This window comes from Chryseobacterium bernardetii (genome assembly GCF_003815975.1).
In the GTDB taxonomy this organism is placed as follows: domain Bacteria; phylum Bacteroidota; class Bacteroidia; order Flavobacteriales; family Weeksellaceae; genus Chryseobacterium; species Chryseobacterium bernardetii.
Window position 1 is genome coordinate 2,011,217 of the sequence record NZ_CP033932.1, and the last position, 17,660, is coordinate 2,028,876.

Annotated in this window: 18 protein-coding genes and 1 tRNA gene; 4 read left to right on the forward strand and 15 right to left on the reverse strand. The window is 35.2% G+C overall.

Translation table 11 applies throughout. The features are described 5' to 3' along the window. Positions 1–85: 85 nt before the first annotated feature. The 7 genes from EG339_RS09230 to EG339_RS09255 form a co-directional block, all read right to left on the reverse strand. Positions 86–595, reverse strand: a complete 510-nt coding sequence (locus tag EG339_RS09230) for an NADH-quinone oxidoreductase subunit NuoE family protein (protein WP_027373523.1) — start codon at positions 593–595, stop codon at positions 86–88. A 126-nt stretch (positions 596–721) separates the two neighbouring features. After that, entirely contained in the window at positions 722–1,945 is a 1,224-nt protein-coding gene (gene nuoD / locus EG339_RS09235; RefSeq protein WP_053328073.1) for an NADH dehydrogenase (quinone) subunit D, read from the reverse strand. Positions 1,946–2,020: 75 nt separating this feature from the next. After that, complete coding sequence (locus tag EG339_RS09240; RefSeq protein WP_123869933.1) at positions 2,021–2,515, reverse strand: NADH-quinone oxidoreductase subunit C; 495 nt, start codon at positions 2,513–2,515, stop codon at positions 2,021–2,023. 6 nt (positions 2,516–2,521) lie between these two features. After that, positions 2,522–3,082 carry an NADH-quinone oxidoreductase subunit B gene (locus EG339_RS09245; protein ID WP_002983540.1) on the reverse strand — a complete coding sequence of 187 codons (561 nt, stop codon included), beginning with the start codon at positions 3,080–3,082 and terminating at the stop codon, positions 2,522–2,524. A gap of 101 nt (positions 3,083–3,183) precedes the next feature. Continuing rightward, positions 3,184–3,555, reverse strand: a complete 372-nt coding sequence (locus EG339_RS09250; protein ID WP_034693436.1) for an NADH-quinone oxidoreductase subunit A — start codon at positions 3,553–3,555, stop codon at positions 3,184–3,186. A 122-nt stretch (positions 3,556–3,677) separates the two neighbouring features. Continuing rightward, entirely contained in the window at positions 3,678–3,854 is a 177-nt protein-coding gene (locus tag EG339_RS24225) for a hypothetical protein (RefSeq protein ID WP_164465436.1), read from the reverse strand. A 65-nt stretch (positions 3,855–3,919) separates the two neighbouring features. Beyond that, entirely contained in the window at positions 3,920–5,053 is a 1,134-nt protein-coding gene (locus EG339_RS09255) for a GNAT family N-acetyltransferase (RefSeq protein ID WP_123869934.1), read from the reverse strand. A gap of 106 nt (positions 5,054–5,159) precedes the next feature. On the opposite strand from EG339_RS09255, the gene EG339_RS09260 reads away from it, so the two are divergent. Next, positions 5,160–5,870, forward strand: a complete 711-nt coding sequence (locus tag EG339_RS09260; protein ID WP_185146526.1) for a zinc metallopeptidase — start codon at positions 5,160–5,162, stop codon at positions 5,868–5,870. Here EG339_RS09260 and EG339_RS09265 read toward each other — a convergent pair. The 8 genes from EG339_RS09265 to rbfA form a co-directional block, all read right to left on the reverse strand. Then, a complete protein-coding gene (locus tag EG339_RS09265) occupies positions 5,867–6,472 on the reverse strand; it encodes an IMPACT family protein (protein WP_123872644.1) in 606 nt (201 codons plus the stop codon). The two genes, EG339_RS09260 and EG339_RS09265, sit on opposite strands and share 4 nt — an antisense overlap. 101 nt (positions 6,473–6,573) lie before the next feature. Further along, positions 6,574–8,634: a YCF48-related protein gene (locus EG339_RS09270; protein ID WP_123869935.1), complete on the reverse strand. Its 2,061-nt coding sequence runs from the start codon at positions 8,632–8,634 to the stop codon at positions 6,574–6,576. 222 nt (positions 8,635–8,856) lie between these two features. Further along, positions 8,857–9,882: a bifunctional diaminohydroxyphosphoribosylaminopyrimidine deaminase/5-amino-6-(5-phosphoribosylamino)uracil reductase RibD gene (ribD, locus tag EG339_RS09275; RefSeq protein ID WP_123869936.1), complete on the reverse strand. Its 1,026-nt coding sequence runs from the start codon at positions 9,880–9,882 to the stop codon at positions 8,857–8,859. 63 nt (positions 9,883–9,945) lie between these two features. After that, positions 9,946–11,748, reverse strand: coding sequence for a DUF349 domain-containing protein (locus EG339_RS09280; RefSeq protein ID WP_123869937.1), 1,803 nt, complete (start codon positions 11,746–11,748; stop codon positions 9,946–9,948). Between the two features lie 74 nt (positions 11,749–11,822). Next, positions 11,823–12,560 carry a shikimate dehydrogenase family protein gene (locus tag EG339_RS09285; protein WP_123869938.1) on the reverse strand — a complete coding sequence of 246 codons (738 nt, stop codon included), beginning with the start codon at positions 12,558–12,560 and terminating at the stop codon, positions 11,823–11,825. A 63-nt stretch (positions 12,561–12,623) separates the two neighbouring features. Beyond that, entirely contained in the window at positions 12,624–14,411 is a 1,788-nt protein-coding gene (locus tag EG339_RS09290) for an endonuclease (RefSeq protein WP_123869939.1), read from the reverse strand. Positions 14,412–14,491: 80 nt separating this feature from the next. Beyond that, positions 14,492–15,697 carry an ABC transporter permease gene (locus EG339_RS09295; RefSeq protein WP_123869940.1) on the reverse strand — a complete coding sequence of 402 codons (1,206 nt, stop codon included), beginning with the start codon at positions 15,695–15,697 and terminating at the stop codon, positions 14,492–14,494. A gap of 3 nt (positions 15,698–15,700) precedes the next feature. Next, entirely contained in the window at positions 15,701–16,060 is a 360-nt protein-coding gene (gene rbfA, locus EG339_RS09300; RefSeq protein ID WP_066698391.1) for a 30S ribosome-binding factor RbfA, read from the reverse strand. Between the two features lie 93 nt (positions 16,061–16,153). Between rbfA and mce the strand changes: the two genes are divergently transcribed. The 3 genes from mce (at position 16,154) to EG339_RS09315 (ending at position 17,646) form a co-directional block, all read left to right on the forward strand. Next, positions 16,154–16,552, forward strand: a complete 399-nt coding sequence (gene mce, locus EG339_RS09305; protein ID WP_123869941.1) for a methylmalonyl-CoA epimerase — start codon at positions 16,154–16,156, stop codon at positions 16,550–16,552. Positions 16,553–16,614: 62 nt separating this feature from the next. Beyond that, positions 16,615–16,688: transfer RNA gene (locus tag EG339_RS09310), tRNA-Ile, on the forward strand. 88 nt (positions 16,689–16,776) lie between these two features. Continuing rightward, on the forward strand, positions 16,777–17,646 hold the full coding sequence (locus tag EG339_RS09315; RefSeq protein ID WP_123869942.1) for a hypothetical protein: 870 nt from the start codon (positions 16,777–16,779) through the stop codon (positions 17,644–17,646). The last annotated feature ends 14 nt before the right edge of the window (positions 17,647–17,660 follow it).

Consider the following 17,660-nt stretch of genomic DNA (forward strand, 5'->3'; position numbering starts at 1 on the left):
AATCTGCCTTTGGCTTCCTGCATTAATTATGATTAAACGTTAAGTGAATAATTTAAAGTCTAAAATTTAGAATTTAAAATTTCTATTAGTCTAAAGCAACCTGCCCCTGTCTGCAAAGCTCAAGGATTTCGTCTACTTTTTCTATCGTTAAATTTTCATGAAAGAACTTTCCTAACTGCATCATGGGTGCATAACCACATGCTCCAAGACATTCAGCAGGCTTTAAGGTGAACATACCATCTTCCGTAGTTTCTCCATCTTTAATGTTCAGTTTCGTTCTGATATGATCCAGGATTTTTTCGCTTCCACAAACCATACAAGGTCCAGTTCTGCAAACCTCCAAAACATATTTACCTACCGGTTTCATATTGAACATGGTATAGAAAGTAGCCACTTCATATACTTCGATAGGTTTGATACTTAATAGTCCGGCAACATAATCCATTACAGGAACATCTAACCATCCTCCGAATTCTTTCTGTGCCAAGTGAAGTACAGGAAGAAGAGCAGATTTCTGTCTTCCTTCAGGGTATCTTGCGATAATTTTGTGTACCTGTGCTAAACTTTCCGGTTTAAAAGCTATTGTTTCGCTCATTTTGTTATATAGATTAAAGAACAAAGAACCAAGAGAAAAGACCTTTTGATTCGTGATCTAAATTCATTTTTATTTAATTTGAAGAAAGTCTTTATTCTTTCTTCTTTTATCTTTTTGTCTGTTATATTATGCGTCTAATTCTCCCGCAATAATATTCATACTACACATCGTTACAATGGCATCTGAAATTACAGAACCTGTAATCATTTCAGGGTATGCCTGATAGTAGATGAAACATGGTCTTCTGAAGTGAAGTCTGTAAGGACTTCTTCCTCCGTCACTCACAAGATAGAAACCTAATTCTCCGTTTCCGCCTTCTACTGCATGGTAAACTTCTCCTTTCGGTACATCAGTTTCTCCCATTACAATTTTGAAGTGGTAGATCAAAGCTTCCATTTTCTGATATACATCTGCCTTTTCAGGAAGATAGAAATCAGGAACATCTGCGTGGAATGGTCCTTCCGGAAGGTTTTCGTATGCTTGTTTGATAATTTTGATTGATTCCCAGACTTCCTGCTGACGCACCATGAAACGGTCGTAAGTATCTCCTGAAGTTCCTACAGGAATAATGAAGTCGAAGTCCTGGTATGAAGAATAAGGTTGTGCAACTCTCACATCGTAATCTACTCCTGCTGCACGTAAGTTAGGACCTGTGAAACCGTAGCTTAATGCTCTTTCGGCAGAAATAGCTCCTGTACCGATGGTTCTGTCCATGAAAATTCTGTTTCTTTCTAATAGAGTACAGAATTCTTTGAATCTTGGTGGGAAAGTTTTCAGGAAATCCTTGATTAACTCATGGAATTTAGGTGTGAAATCTCTTTCAAATCCTCCAATTCTTCCCATATTAGTAGTCATCCTTGCTCCACAGATCTGCTCATACATATCATAAATACGTTCTCTTTCGATGAACATATAAGTAAGACCTGTAATTGCTCCTGAGTCCATCCCGGTTACCCCGTTACAGATCAGGTGATCACCGATTCTTGCAAGCTCCATCAGGATAACACGCATATAGTCTACACGCTTTGGAACTTCAACACCAATCAGTTTTTCCACGGTCATGTGCCAACCAAGGTTGTTGATGGGTGCAGAACAGTAATTCATACGGTCAGTAAGGGTAGTGATCTGAGCATAGTTTCTTCTTTCAGAAATTTTCTCAAATGCTCTGTGGATATATCCTACTGTTTGCTCTGCGTGAAGGATTCTTTCTCCGTCCATCGTTAAGATATTCTGGAAAATCCCGTGAGTGGCAGGGTGGGTAGGCCCTAAATTGAGGGTGTATAGCTGTCCGTCAATCTGTTCCTTACTTTCGTATTGGTTTAGTATATTAGATAATGAGTTATCTTTCATAATTTAAATGCTTTAGGCTATAGGCTCTAGGCTTTAAGCTTATTGCTTACTGCTTACTGCTTATTGCATTATTTTTTATCTTCCGAACATATTATCATCCTTATCGGTTCTTGTACCGTCTTCAAGGCGATATTCCTTCAACATTGGGTGGTATCCAAGATCTTCCATATTCAAAATAGGTCTAAGATCCGGGTGCCCTTTAAATTTAATCCCATAAAAGTCATACGTTTCTCTTTCCATCCAGTTAGCACCGGCATATAGATCCGTAAGAGAGTCTACTTCGATGTTTTCTCTGGACATGAAGATCTTCAGACGTAATCTGAAGTTGGCCATCATGTTATGCAGATGATATACAACACCTATTTCCTTTTCAGGGAATTCAGGATAATGGATTCCGCATATATCTGTAAGGAAGTTGATTTCCAGTGTTGAGTCTTTAAGATAGTGAATGATTTTCTTGATATCTTCTTTCTTCACTTCAATCGTCAGCATTCCATAAGGTTCTGAACTTGAAATAACAGATTCCGGAAATTCTCTGGTGATGGCTTCTAATACAAATTCGTTTGTCATTTCCGTTTAGTTGCTTATGTTGTAAGAATCTAATAATTTCTGATATTCAGGCATGTCTCTTCTTCTGATGCTTTCGCTTTCTGCAAGAGCCTGTACCTGCATTACTCCTTCAATAATCTGTTCTGGTCTTGGAGGGCATCCGGGAACGTAAACGTCTACCGGAATAATCTTATCAATTCCCTGAAGTACAGAATACGTATCAAAAATACCACCGCTGGAAGCACAAGCTCCTACTGCTACCACCCATTTTGGCTCAGCCATCTGAGTGTATACTTCTTTCAGGACTGGTCCTAATTTCTTTGATATAGTTCCGCAAACCATTAGCATATCTGCTTGCCTTGGAGAGAAAGAGTTTCTTTCCATACCAAACCTTGAAGCATCGTAAGTAGGGTTCAGGGTCGCCATAAACTCAATACCACAACAAGAGGTTGCAAATGGTAATGGCCAAAGTGAAAATTTTCTTGCCATTCCGATTACACTGCTCAGTTTTGTTGCGAAAAACCCTTCTCCTTCATATCCTTCGGGAGCAGGTGCATCTGTTCTTATTACTGGTTTTTTATCTGACATTTTAGTAAATATTTAAAGATTAAAAAATATTTAAAGATTAAAAAAATAAGATCTTGAAAATCTTTAAATTACTTAAATACATTCAATCTTTTAATTAAAATTTATTTATCCCAATCTAATGCACCACGTTTCCAAACATAGAAAAACGCTACGAAGAAGATTGCAACGAACGTAAGCACAGCAAGGAATCCTTCCATACCGAATTCTCTGAAGTTTACCGCATAAGGATAAAAGAATACGATTTCAATATCGAATAGTACGAACAATACCGCAGTCAGGAAGTATTTGATAGAAAATGGTGTTCTAGCATTTCCTTCTACAGGAACCCCACATTCCCAGCTCTGGTTTTTAACAGAATTTCCTTTTTTCTGTTGTGGACCTAAGAAATGTGCTCCAAGTAATGAAACAGCGACAAATCCTACTGCTACACCTGCCTGGATGAGGATTGGAATATAACTTTCAGGTAAATTCATTTTTGCATTATTATCTCAATTTGCAAATTTAACGAATAAACAAGAAAGCATGAAATTTATCAGCTTAAAAGTAAGGTGAAAATAGAGAAAAGCTACAATTTAGAATCAATAAAAATAACAAATTATTTCTTCATTTTTTTAAGAAGAGAATAAGCCATCAATGCAATATATCCAAAAAGAATACTCGCAAAAATAATGTTTATGACAGTATTTGTTCTGCCATCCTGTGATTGAAAAAAGAAATTGTAAGCGATAAATCCTGCGATTAAAACAGCAAAAATGATAAGTTGTGGCTTCATAAGAGAAAGTGTTTGGGGTGAGAGAGTCTTAGTGTGGATGAGTAAATAGAACTACTCATCACTCATCATTTATCATTTATTTCAAGTGAGTATGTTCTTCTTCTCTTGTGATTCACAGGATTATAGTCCTGCCATAGAAGTTGAATACTTTTGTTTTCTTCCAGTTCAGGATTTGTTTCCAGTGTTTTTACTCCTTTCTTCTTGAAGGTATCAAAGATTTCTTTGAAAATGATGGAGGTAACACCTCTTCTCTGGTAGTCAGGATGAATACCGATGAGATAGAAGTTAGCCCTGTCATTTTTCTTTCCGGCTCTTAAAAAATGCCACCATCCGAACGGAAGTAGTTTTCCTCCGGATTTTTGCAATGCTTTTGAATAAGAAGGCATCGTGATCGCAAAGGAAATAAGGCTGTTGTTCTCGTCAGCAATACAAACAATAAAGTCTTTATCAATAAGTTTGAAGTACTTTTCTTTATAGGTTTTACGCTGTTCATCAGAAATAGGAGTGTAGGTAGAAAGATGTTTGTAAGTTTCATCCAAAAGATCAAACATAGCATCTACATACTGAAGAATTTCTTCTTTAGTTTTAAATCTTAAAACCTTCAACTTGTATTTCTCAGAAATCAGCTGATTAAATTTATGGATTTTTTCAGGTAAAGAATCAGGAAATTTAATCTCAAATTCTACCCATTCTTTTTCTTTTACCAATCCCAGTTTTTCAAGATGTCTTGGGTAATAATCATGATTGTAAATTCCGATCATAGTTGCCAGCTGATCAAAGCCTTTAATCAGCATTCCTGCTTTGTCAAGATTGGTGAACCCCATTGGGCCTTCAATCTTATCAATATTTTTTTCTTTGGCGTAGTCAATTGCTTTTTGAAGCAGAGCCTTGGAAACCTCCTCGTCATCAATAAAATCTATCCATCCAAAACGTACTTTTCGTATCCCTAATTCTTTTTCCTCTTTGTGGTTGATAAGAACAGCAATTCTTCCTACAATTTTGTCATTTCTGTAAGCCAAATACTGTTTTGCTTCAGAATATTGAAGCGCAGGATTTTCATCAGCATTCCAGATGTTGATTTCATCATTGATAAAAGATGGAACGTAGTACGGATTGTTTTTGTACAGATCCATAGGAAACCTTACGAATTGCTTGAGCTGATCGGGAGTTTTTACTTCAATAATTGAAACTGTTGACATGTTTTTTGAGAGTAATTTGAGGACAAATATAAATAATAAAATCGTATACTTTGGCACAGTTTTTATATCATTATGCTTAAAAATTGAACACAAAATCTAAATAAAAATGATGGGTTATTATATCATTATTGGTATTTCAATGCTGGTGAGCTGGTGGGTTTCTTCCAGATTGAAATCAAAATTTGAATATTATTCCAACGTACATCTTCGAAATGGTCTTTCGGGGAAAGAGGTGGCGGAAAAAATGTTGAGAGATAACGGGATTAATGATGTTCAGGTAATATCAGTTCCCGGACAGCTTACGGACCACTATAATCCGGCAGATAAAACAGTAAATCTTTCTGAAGGTGTTTACATGCAGAGAAATGCAGCCGCAGCCGCTGTTGCAGCTCACGAATGTGGACATGCCGTTCAGCATGCGGTAGGATACTCAATGTTGAATTTACGTTCAAAATTAGTTCCTGTTGTTAATATAAGTTCCAATCTGATGCAGTTTGTTCTTATTGCAGGTATTGCGATAATGGCGGCAACCAGAACAGTAGAAAACCCTAACGGAAATACAGCCATTCTGGCGATTGGTGTGGCGATGTTTGCAGTGACTACACTGTTTGCTTTTGTAACATTACCGGTAGAATATGACGCCAGTAACAGAGCCATGAAATGGCTTAAAGATACAGGTACTGTAACTGCTGAAGAGTTTGTTGGCGTTCAGGATAGCTTAAAGTGGGCAGCAAGAACTTATGTAGTAGCCGCTTTAGGGTCTTTAGCCCAGCTTCTTTACTGGGGATCTCTGCTTCTCGGTGGAAGAAGGGATTAATCAGTAAATTCAAATGAAACATATTGCATCTCAGATAATTTTTCTGAGATGCTTTCTTTTTGTGCCAGTTTTAATGAGGCTTTAAGTATGCAGTTTTCATTCGCATCGAAGTTGATAACCTTGGCATCAAATTTTGAAAGCAGGGTAAAAATAATATTCTGCTGATTGAAGTTGAACCGGATCTCAATTTCAGTTTCCAGCTCTCTTGTAACGATATTGGCTTCTTCCAATGTGATCTTTGCAGATTCCTTATATGCTTTTACCAGACCGGAAACGCCTAATTTAGTTCCTCCGTAATAACGTACTGAAATAACAAGAACATTGGTGATTTCATTGGCTAAGAGTTGATTGTAAATAGGAAGACCGGCGCTTCCTGAAGGTTCTCCATCATCATTAGCTCTGTAATTTTCACCATTTAAACCCATTCTGAAAGCATAACAATGATGTGTTGCCTTAGGATGCTCTTCCCTGATTTTTTCCAATGCAGCTTTTAGCTCCTTTTCATTGGTAACCGGAAAGGCAAATCCGATAAACTTGCTTCCTTTCTCTTTTAATAAAGTGTTTTCTATGGGTTTTTCTATGGTTTTATATTCGAACTGCATTTGTATTCCTTCTTTGAATCCTACAAAAATATTAATTGCTTTGTAAATTTCAGCAATATAAAAAAAATAAGCCATCTGAATTGATGGCTTATTAATGTATTTTACTTTTTAATGATCTTTTGAGTGAGCCATTTACCATTGGATTCAAACTTCACAAAGTAAACTCCTTGTGGTAAATGTGATATATTGATGCCATTATTTTCCTTGCTACATAGAACTTTTTTTCCATTTGTATCATAAAGCTGAACTTTATCTAAAACAACATTTGTTTTAAAAAAAATAGAAGAACTTGCTGGATTAGGATATATTAATAATTGTGAATTATTTTTGTTTACAATATCATTTTCATTAGTTGCTAAAGATAGATTTGAAAAGTCAACGATATAGATATCCGAATAATTTCCTACAGCGATAACTTTATTATTGAAATATTTATAAGCATTAATATTGGCAAGACTTAAATCATAATTGCTTGCACTGGAAACTACAAGTTGTGAGGTAGCGCCTCCGTCTGTGGTTCTGTAGAGGTCATTATTAGAATCATAATAAAAGCCTAGATTTTCATTGAGAAAATAAAACTTAGAAGAATTAGAATTTGTAGTATCTACCCATGTTGCTCCTGAATTATTGCTCGTGTATGTTTTTCCGTAGTTTGCAGATATAGTTATTTTAGTAGCGCTAATTACATTTACGGAATTTAAATAACCTGTTGCTTCGAAAACAGAAGTCCAGGTAATTCCTCCGTCCGTAGTTTTATACAATTTTTGCGAGCCGCCTGCATAGCCAATCATATCGTTATAGAACTGAATACTTTCTATTTTTCCCATGTCTGTAAATTGGGAAGCTGTGGAAGGTGGTGATATGAAATGTATTCCATTTGGCGGACTTACATAAGGTGATGCAGTGCCTAATAAAATATCACCATTATTTTTAATCCAAAATGCAGAAGGGTATGTTGCTGGATTGGTTGAACTGAAACTGCTCCATGTCTGACCAAAATTTGATGTTAAAGCATAATTTCCGTTGCCAACAAGAATGCCTTTTCCATTTTCTTTTAATTGTACACCTTTATAAGCATTCAATGTAAATGTTGTCATTTGATTGATCCAATTGTGACCACCGTCTGTTGTACGGTAAACAACACTGTAGAATCCGGTAGATCCGCTTCCTGTGATAGTTCCTTGATTGTCATTTGCAAAAGAAATACTTTTTAATTCGGAAGGATAAATTCCGGGAACCAAAATACTCCAGTTTGTTGTGTCTGCAGATTTATAAATGTTTGATTCTCCTCCAACGATCATATTACCATTTAAAATACCAATCGAATTAAGGTTGAAGTAAGGATACGTATTAATTAATCTTTGATTCGTCCAGGTTTGTCCCAAATCTGAAGACTTATAAATTCTATTGTCATCACCAACAATATAAAGCTGGCTGGAGTAAAATTTTATATCATTCAAATTATAAGTTGCTGAAATAGTTACTGGAGACCAATTTACACCTTGATCATTTGTTTTAAAAAGTTTACCGTTATTTCCTACAATAAAAGCATCTGTGTTATTAATAAAAAGAATTTTATTAATACTGGTTGAGCTTAGACTTGTAACGGTCCAGTTTGCTCCCTGGTTTGTTGTTTTATAGACTTTTCCATTAGCGGCGCATACAAATCCGATATTTTCATCTATAAAAAAGATATCATTGATGTTACTTTGTTCAGGTAATGAAACAAAAGAGAATGAATTCCCTGAATTTAATGTTTTGTATATAACACCCGAATTACCGCCAAGAAAACCTACAGATTCATTTACAAAATAAAAACTTCTTAAAAAAGCAGCATTTGCTGATTTAGAAACAGAAGTATTAAATCCATCTGTGGTTTTATAAATTCCGGTTTGGGTTAATATAAATCCTATATTGTTGTTGAGCATTTGAATATCTCTGTATATTTCATTTCTGAAGAGTTTTCTCCATGTATGTCCACCATCCTTTGAAGATGCTACCACTCCATATTGAGACTGATCAAGCATATATAATGTTTGATCGGGCGTAACTTCGAGATTAGTAATGATGGAAAAAGATTTTACGGGGGTTAAAAATTTCCATTCCTGAGCATCAAAAAAAGATATAAATCCCAATAGTAAAAACGTAAAATATTTATTCATATAAAGGTTATTAGTTTTTGCAAATATATGAATTCAATATAAAGTTAATTAGGCTACTAAATTTTTAATATGCTGTGTCTTATATAAAAAGCAAAAGAGCAAAACTGCTCTTTTGTTGTTTATTACAATATTTTTATTTAGCAAGAGAAACTGTAGCTCCGCCAAGGTGTGGCAGATATTATTAAGGTAATAAATTACTCCATGTTAATGGGATAAATGAGGTTATTTTGATTTATAAAAAGAAATAGTATTATCCCTATAGCTTTCAGTTTTGTTAACGCTATGATTGAATTCCGGGGCTTTTGTACCGTTCCTTAGTTCCAGGTTTTCATTTTTAATAATGATAACTTCGTCCCAAAGATCTGCGTCAATAAATTGCTGTAAGGTAAAGCGGCCTCCTTCTATGATAATAGACTGAATTTGTTCATTGTATAATATTTCCATCAAATCAGATAAGAAATTCTCTTTTTTGATTTTAATGAATTGAATATGTTCTTGCGCTCCTTCTTTACTACTGTTTAGAACTAATGTTCTGGCTTCATTGTTGTAAATCTTAAAGTCATCCGGAACTTTCAGGTCAAAATCAATTAAAATTCTGATTGGGTTTATTCCCTCAACATTTCTTACAGTAAGGCTGGGATTATCATTTAAAGCAGTTTGTGTTCCTACCAAAATAGCATGCTCGTTTGCTCTTAACTGATGAACAAACTGATTAACTAACGCATTGGAGACAGCAGTTGGTTTAAAATCTTTATCCAGAAATCCATCACCGGATTCTGCCCATTTTAAAATGATGTAAGGCCTTTTCTTTTCGTGGTAGGTAAAAAATCTTTTGTTCAGTTCAATACATTTATTTTCAAGAATTCCGGAAACAGCCTCTATTCCTGCATCCTGAATGATCTTTTTCCCTTTTCCGTTTACTTTATCATGGGAATCCATAGCACCGATAACTACTTTTTTGAAACCTAATTCTTTAATTTTTAAAGCGCATGGGGGAGTTTTACCGTAGTGTGCACAAGGCTCCAGAGAAACATAGATTGTTGATTCTGGAATCAGAGTTTTGTCTTTCACAGAATTAATGGCATTGATCTCTGCATGGTTTTCTCCTGCTTTATGATGGTAGCCCTCACCAATGATTTCACCTTTGTAAACAATCACACTTCCTACAAGTGGGTTGGGGTAGGTTTTACCCAGAGCTTTCTGGGCCAGTTCAATACATCGTTTAATATAAAGTTCGTCGTTATTCATATTTATAAAAAGAAAAAGCGAAGACAAATTGCTTTGCTCCGCCTTTATTTATTGTGTTAAGATTTATTCTCCTGCAATAATATTGTGAAGATTCTGCTTTAACGTTTCCAGATGAGCTTTCTTTTCATCAATGGTGTTATAAGTATCCCTTAATAGAGGATTCTCTCTTGATGGTTTATTGAAGAATGAAAGGTTGTTTTCTAGCTTAACAATTTCAGCTTCAAGATCGGAAATCTGGTTTTTGATCTTTCTTGCTTTATCAGTAAGCTGATTTTCTGATAATCCTTCCTCTTTCAATTCCAGCTCATTGATTTTATTGATCTTCAATTTTTCTCTTAAAGTCTTATTGAACTCAGAGTTGATGGAGATCTTATCTCTTGGAACTTTTCCAATATTATTCCATGCTGTTTTAATGGCTTCAATTTTTTCAATACTTCCTTCTTCATTGGAAACCATTTTCAATTCATCAAGAAGGGCTTTCTTATTTTTGTAATTTTCTTTCCAGTTATCAGTAGAAGTATTACTCTTTTCTCTGTAATTGTTAAAGAAGGCGTTACAGGCATCACGGAACTCATCCCAAATTTTGTTGGTCATGCTCTTTGGAACGTGTCCGATCTTTTTCCAGTCTTCCTGAAGCTTTTTGAACAGTGGAACAGCAATATCCCATTCTTCATTATTCTGATTGTCCTGAGCGGTCTGGATCAGCTTTAGCTTTTCTTCCAGATTAGCCTGTTGGGAACCTTTTAAAGATTTATAATAATTATTTTTTGTTGTATTAAATCCTCTTAATGTTGTTTTGAAATCATTCCAGTTCTGGTTAGACAGTTTTCTGGGAACACTTCCTGTTTTTAAGAAATCTGAACGCAGGTCTTCAACTATTTTAATGGCATTCTGCCAGTAATTGTGATTAGGCGTTTCAGAAGGTTCTGAAAGTTTCTTGATCTCAGCGATGATCTGATTTTTTTTCTCAAGATTGGCAGCCTGTTCTTTTTCAATAGATGCGGAAAGCTCAGATTTTCTTTCGTGAATTTTATTGGAAATTTCCTTAAACTCTTCCCATGTTTTCTCACGGAACTCTTCAGCTACAGGCTCTGCTTCTTCTTTCCAGAGTTTATGAAGATACTGAAGTTCATTTAAAGCTTTCTGAATAACAGGTTCATTCTCCAGTTCCTGAGCTCGGGCGATGATGTGCTGTCTTTTTTCAAGATTGTGGCTGTATTCCTGCTCCAAAAATTCTTTATTCAGATCCAGCATCTGATAAAACTGGTTCAGATGGTGAAAATAATTATTGTTAAGAATTTTAAATTCTGATTTTGCAACCTGTCCGGCCTTTGACCATTCTTCTTTTATTTCACGGATGGATTTAAAAAGATTGGTCCCCGGTTCTGAATTGGTATATAAATTTTTTAATCTTTCAATAATGGTCTGACGGTGTTCCAAATTCTTTTTCTGTTCTTCTTCCTGTCCTTTCTGGAATTCGTCATGCTTCTCTTTAAAAATATTGATTAATGCAGAGAATTTCGCTTGTGAAGGATGCTCGTAACTGAAATTTTCCGGAGCATTTCCTGCTTCTACAAACTCATGTTTTTTGTCTTCCACTTCATCATGGATGTGATGACTTGCTTTTTCTTTCAGCTGATTGAATTTTTTGGAATTCTCACCTGCATCGGGTGCATTGATGAGCTTTTCCATTTCTTTCAGGGCATCAGCCAGAGAGATCTCAACATCTTCATGTTCTTCCAGGTGTTCAGCATCATCTTCATGGGGATTGGCATCATGAGAAACGGTGTTTTCCGATGTTTCCTGAGATACTTCGTTAGGATTTTTCTTTTCTTCGTTTTCAGAAAGATTGTTTTCTGTAGTCATAGCAAATCTTTTATGTGAGTGGCGTTAATATCCTTTAAATATAGCTGTGAGGCCAATTAAAGTACTAATTTATGTTATTTTTTTTGAAAATTCCAAATTTCCCAAGCTTTTTCTGCTTGCTGCTCAAGCATATAATAACCGTTTACTGTTTTTGCTCCTTTTTCGGAAGCATTGATGATAAACTGTGTATAGTTTGGGTTGTAAATTAAATCGATAACTAAATGTTCCGGGGAAAGCGCATCGAAAGGAAAAGCCAGGCAGTCTTCAACATTCGGGAAGGTCCCTACTGGAGTACATTGAATAATAATCTTATGCTCCTGTACAGTTTCCTTATCCAGATTTTCAAAATTGATTTCGGTACTTCTTGAAATGGTTTGGGATTGGATATTATGTTTGTCTAAAACATACTTTACTGCTTTTGCAGCTCCTCCGTTTCCTAAGATCAGTGCTTTATCCTGTGATGGTTTTTTGTGAAGAAGAAGGGTCTTTTCAAAACCGAAAGCATCTGTATTATATCCGGTTTTTTTACCGTTTTGAATTAAAACACAGTTTACAGCGCCAATTTTTTCAGCCTCATCACTTAATTCATCAAGATAATTGATGATCTGCTCTTTATAGGGAATGGTAACGTTGAAGCCTAATAATTCAGGTGAAGAAAAAAGGTTTTCTACTTCATTGATTTCGTTTAAATCAAAAATATCATAGGAGAACCCTTTAAGCATAAGCTTTTGAAACTTATTTTCGAAGAATTTTTTAGAAAAGGAATAGGAAATATTTCGTCCTATCAATCCTAATTTTTTATTGGAATCCATACATCAAAATTATAAAAAAAGACCGGAAAAATCCGGCCTTTAGTTTGAAATATTTTATATTAATTATTCTACGATAAATTTAGTAGAGAAATTATCTGTTTTTAAGATGTAAGTTCCTTTCAATAAACCTTTAAGGTTAATTTTATTGGCGCTTTTGAAAGGATTGGCAAGCGTTTCAATTACTTTTCCTGAAAGATCATAGATCTCAGCTTTTGAGATTTTGCTAAGGTTTTCCCCTTTTACATGCAGTTCATTGTTTCTTACCGGGTTAGGGTAGATTGTAAATTCAGGCTTGTCTTTTTTAATTTCAGAAGTTGCTAATGATCCGCTATAGCATGTCCAGCTTAAATCATCCAGTGTAGGTCTGTTTGAAGTTGTGCTTGTAATTTTGATAATTATATCCCCACTGATGTTAATATTATCAAGTGTTGTAGTTGTAGCTGCAGAAGTATATGGAATAGTACCTACAGTAGTTCCGTTAATGATGACATTTAAATTGCCATTTGAGCCTGAGAGTTTTCTTTGAGTAGTCAGCGTTAAACTTTTTATACCACCTGCAATGGAAGAACTTGTAAGGTCTCCGGTTCTCAAAGTGATTGCTCTTGTAGTATTGATTGGTTCATCCACTTTTGCGTTTGTTGCGGTCCAGGTGATACCATTATTAGTCCAAACTCTTTCAATATAGCCATTATCTGTACCAGGTACATTGTTAAAGTTTTCAGTTCCACAGCTTCCACCTCCTACAGGTCCGTCAAGGGTAGTTCCTGATGCTACATTACTTTGCGGAGAGGCATTGCCAAATGCATCTTTAGCTATTACATAGAAGTTATATGAAGTAAGCGGAGATAATCCTGTTACAGTAGCTGTTGTTGATGTTCCTGAAACAGTGGTTTTTAATGTAGTACCTACATAAATATCATAGGCTGTTACCCCAACATTATCTGTTGCAGCAGTCCAGCTTAGGCCCATTGTGTTAGCAGTAGGATTGTTAGCAACAAGATTTGTAGGAGCTGTAGGGGCTTGGTTGTCTACAACTGGTGATCCCCAGATTAAATCAACATAAGAAGGGTTATCAATGAAGGGATTCCTGTTTCCCTGGAATGCATAGGATGCATTATTTCTCGCAATTTCTGCAGCAGATACAGGATCCATAGCATGCCATTGTAAAAGTTGTTGAAGTTCCCAAGGCTGAAGACCTGGAAAAGCAGATCCTCCAAGTATATTACCAGTAGTGAACGTAGAAAGTCTATCTTCATATCTTGTTACAAAATAAAAGATCATTCTGGCCACATCTCCTTTGAAGGCATCAATAGGTTCAAATACGGTTCCTCCATAGCCTGCAGATACTGAGTTCCCCAGTTTGGAACCATTTTTAGAAAGAAAACTAGTAGACCCTACTTTACCGAATGGGTAATTTGATCTCATGCCATTTACTTTTCCGTCAGTAGCACGAATAAAGTGAACATCTGCCACCATTGGTGATTGTTGTCCAAATAAACTCTGAGGAACGATATGTTCACGATTATAGCAGTCACCTTCATTGGAATAGTTTCCACATTTTTTTAAACCCGGTGTATAATTATATGGATCCGGGCCTATAGGATTTTCGGAGTAAATATCTAAAACGGTACCGTCATTTTCATAAGAAGTGTCAATATCTGTAGTATTGTAAGCAGTCCATAATCCGTCATATCCATGGTCCACATGTCCGTTTTCTATGATTCCTTTAAGGGCTGTTTTAAGAGCGGCACCTGTAAAACCGTTTGCTGCATTATAATAACCAGCAGGTGCTTGAGCAAATGCATTAGCAAATGCAATGCTTAGTAGAAAAAAAGATAAAATTCGTTTCATTTTTTTAAAATTGGGGCGTAAAGGTACAAAAAAATGAAACCCTAAAAGTTTATTTCGGTTAAATATATAAAGTTAATATATTAATTTTTAGTAATATACTCTTTGCTGATTTTTGAGAAGAACCATGAGATGGCAATTCCGAATACTGATGCAGTAAGAGCAACGATAAGATAGTTTTTACCAACGATTTTTACAGGGAACGGCAATACTTCATTTGCTCTGAAAAATTCTGTGTAAAGCTGGAAATAGCACAAGGCTGTTCCGAAGATTAAACCGGTAATTACTCCGGAAATAACAATAAGAATTCCGGTATAGAAATAGGTCATTCTCAAATGGCTTAGAGGAAAGCCTAATGAAATAAGAGATTTAGCCTGTTCTTTCTTGTCAAGCTGTAAAATAATAATTGCTCCGGCGAGGTTGAAAGTAGTAATGAAAATAACCAGTGCGAAAATAAGGTAGATGAATAATTTTTCAGTATTAATCATCTTCCAGAATGCTGCATTTTCCTCTTCCTTCGTCTTGATTTCAATATTTTTACCAAGAGAAGACAGCAGGTTTTGTTTTACAACATCAGCATTTTCAGGATTTTTTAATTTAATAACAATCTGATAAGCTGAATTTTTCGGAAGGCTTAATAATTCTTCAGTAAGTTCAATAGGAGAAATAATGTAATTGTCCAGTTGATCTTTTCCAGGGAAAACGCCCGTTACCAGAATATCTCTTTTATTATAAATATCTTCTTCTTTACTGATGATTCCGGTTCCCGGCTTTGGCATGAAAACGGTTGCATAATGATTGGAAGAATCTACAGGAATTGATAATCGGTTATCAAGACTGTTTTCCATCAAAACTTCATTCGAGTATTTGAAACTTGGATAAGTTCCATAAAATATCTCTTTATTGATGGGATTTACTTTTATATATGCAGAATCAACGCCTCGTAAATAAGCAATATCACCTTTTCCATTGAAACTGATATATACTTTTTCTTCAATAACCCGGGAATAGCTGCTAATTTCCTTATTACTGTTTAAAATCTTATTAACCTGATCCAGGTTTTTAATGGTTTTGCCTGATGTGCTTTTTAAGGTCAGGTCTGCATGAAGATTAGAGATTAAGTCCTTGTTCAGATCTTCAAGTCCTGAGAATACTGAAATAATAACGAACATTGCAGCCACAGCAACCGTCATGGCACCTACTGCCAGCCATGTAATAAATGTTACAGCGGTACTGCCTTTTTTTGCCAAAAGGTATCTGGATGCTATGTAAAATGCAATATTCTTCAAGGTCTATAGAACAGGGTTGTCGCCTTCGCCTCTTAATTCTCTTTCTAATCTTTCTACGTCATCAAGAGCTGTATCTAAGTAAAAGTTAAGCTGCGGAATGATACGTACCTGTTTTGCCATTTTCTGGCCGATGAAATTTCTGTACTGAGGTTTGTTTTCTTCAATCTCCTTCATTACTGCTGTACGGTATTCCTGAGGGAAGATGCTTAAATAAATCTTCGCAATACCTAAATCTGCCGTTACTTTTACATCTGAAACGGATACCAATATACTTTGTTTGCTTTCAGCAGCCTGCTTGCGGAAAAGTTCTGCGAAGTCCTCCTGAATGATCTGTGCTACTTTTCTTTGTCTGTTACTTTCCATAATTTATGCAAATTTAGTACTTTTGTTTGAATTGATACTTTGAAATTCAGCGATCGTATCAAATTTACGAATTAATTATATTTATTAGTATTTATGAAGCTAGAACATATCGGTATTGCCGTAAAGTCTTTAGGTGTTTCTGACGAACTTTTTGCTAAATTATTAGGAAAAGAATCCTATAAGCAGGAAACTGTAGAAAGGGAAGGAGTGATAACTTCTTTCTATGAAACCGGAGAAAGTAAAATTGAACTTCTTGAAGCGAGTAATCCTGAAAGTCCGATCTCAAAATTCATTGAAAAAAAGGGTGAAGGGATCCATCATTTAGCATTTGGGGTAGAAAATATTCTGGAGGAAGTAAAAAGATTAAAAAAAGAAGGATTTCAATTTATCTCTGAAGAACCGAAAGAAGGTGCTGATAACAAATTAGTTGTGTTCCTTCATCCAAAATCTACAAACGGCGTGCTGGTAGAACTTTGCCAAGAAAAGCAATAAAAAATTTTGTAGTGAAAGAAATTTTACTATTTTTGCAAACACAAAATTTAACCAAGTTTTGAGGTCCTATAGCTCAGTTGGTTAGAGCACCTGACTCATAATCAGGTGGTCCCTGGTTCGAGCCCAGGTGGGACCACTCTTAAAATCAAGCACTTACAGAAATGTAGGTGCTTTTTTTATTTTTTGACTGCAACAATACTGCAACATTTTATTATTTTTATGTTGTGAATAATGAACTGCTATATCCATTCAAAAACCTTGAGCTTTATCTTCAAAAGATAGATGCCAACTTAAATAGTTTTTACAATTCTTTTAAACTTGATTCGATTGCACCAAGGATTGTACCTAATGGTATTGATAAAGAAAAAATGCAGGTTTCCATACTAAAAGACTACTATACAGATGATGAAAACCCTGTACAAACCTTTGCTTTTAGTGAAGAAGCCGGAAATATGGTTCTCAATCTGTTAAATAAGGGGTTTAGTAATGTAAATAAAGCTCTTGAACTTCAACGAAAACTAAGCAAAAATAAAGTTCTGATTTACCTAAACAGCCTTAATATCCAACTAACAGAAATCTTCACAAAAGCCTTAATTGATAAGTACACGTTTCTGGATCAATATAGAACAATAGCTTTTCAAAACATAGAAGAGCTTGTTTTTCAAGAAAAGGAACAATTTCCCAGTTTCCCTCCTCTTCATTTTATTGTAAAAGAAGGAGAAAACGTAATCTCTAAACTAGAAACGCTGTATTCCCTATTAATTGATCATTCTCTCATTTATTGTACTAAAGAAGATTTTATCAAAGCATTTACAGGTCAGAAAATAGATAAAGGAATCCACTGGATCGCAAAAAGCCCTAAAAATAATACAACAAATAAGCCTTTACTGGTGTACTTTTTCAGGCAATTAATAGATAACAGACGTATTGAAGCTTCTTATCTTAATGATGAGAATTATTATCTCCCTGCTCTATTCAGAAATAAAGACGGATCAGAATTTACTTCAAAGCAACTGTCTTCAGCCAAGTACGGTATGTCTGGTAATAAATCATCACAGCAAGAACTTATAGACGATATTATTTCTCAACTATAATTCTATAAACATAC

Bases quoted from the DNA above. Each gene is read 5' to 3' on its own strand.
- EG339_RS09230 (WP_027373523.1), bottom strand. From the start codon at position 595: ATGAGCGAAACAATAGCTTTTAAACCGGAAAGTTTAGCACAGGTACAC.
- nuoD (WP_053328073.1), bottom strand. From the start codon at position 1,945: ATGAAAGATAACTCATTATCTAATATACTAAACCAATACGAAAGTAAG.
- EG339_RS09240 (WP_123869933.1), bottom strand. From the start codon at position 2,515: ATGACAAACGAATTTGTATTAGAAGCCATCACCAGAGAATTTCCGGAA.
- EG339_RS09245 (WP_002983540.1), bottom strand. From the start codon at position 3,082: ATGTCAGATAAAAAACCAGTAATAAGAACAGATGCACCTGCTCCCGAA.
- EG339_RS09250 (WP_034693436.1), bottom strand. From the start codon at position 3,555: ATGAATTTACCTGAAAGTTATATTCCAATCCTCATCCAGGCAGGTGTA.
- EG339_RS24225 (WP_164465436.1), bottom strand. From the start codon at position 3,854: ATGAAGCCACAACTTATCATTTTTGCTGTTTTAATCGCAGGATTTATC.
- EG339_RS09255 (WP_123869934.1), bottom strand. From the start codon at position 5,053: ATGTCAACAGTTTCAATTATTGAAGTAAAAACTCCCGATCAGCTCAAG.
- EG339_RS09260 (WP_185146526.1), top strand. From the start codon at position 5,160: ATGATGGGTTATTATATCATTATTGGTATTTCAATGCTGGTGAGCTGG.
- EG339_RS09265 (WP_123872644.1), bottom strand. From the start codon at position 6,472: ATGCAGTTCGAATATAAAACCATAGAAAAACCCATAGAAAACACTTTA.
- EG339_RS09270 (WP_123869935.1), bottom strand. From the start codon at position 8,634: ATGAATAAATATTTTACGTTTTTACTATTGGGATTTATATCTTTTTTT.
- ribD (WP_123869936.1), bottom strand. From the start codon at position 9,882: ATGAATAACGACGAACTTTATATTAAACGATGTATTGAACTGGCCCAG.
- EG339_RS09280 (WP_123869937.1), bottom strand. From the start codon at position 11,748: ATGACTACAGAAAACAATCTTTCTGAAAACGAAGAAAAGAAAAATCCT.
- EG339_RS09285 (WP_123869938.1), bottom strand. From the start codon at position 12,560: ATGGATTCCAATAAAAAATTAGGATTGATAGGACGAAATATTTCCTAT.
- EG339_RS09290 (WP_123869939.1), bottom strand. From the start codon at position 14,411: ATGAAACGAATTTTATCTTTTTTTCTACTAAGCATTGCATTTGCTAAT.
- rbfA (WP_066698391.1), bottom strand. From the start codon at position 16,060: ATGGAAAGTAACAGACAAAGAAAAGTAGCACAGATCATTCAGGAGGAC.
- mce (WP_123869941.1), top strand. From the start codon at position 16,154: ATGAAGCTAGAACATATCGGTATTGCCGTAAAGTCTTTAGGTGTTTCT.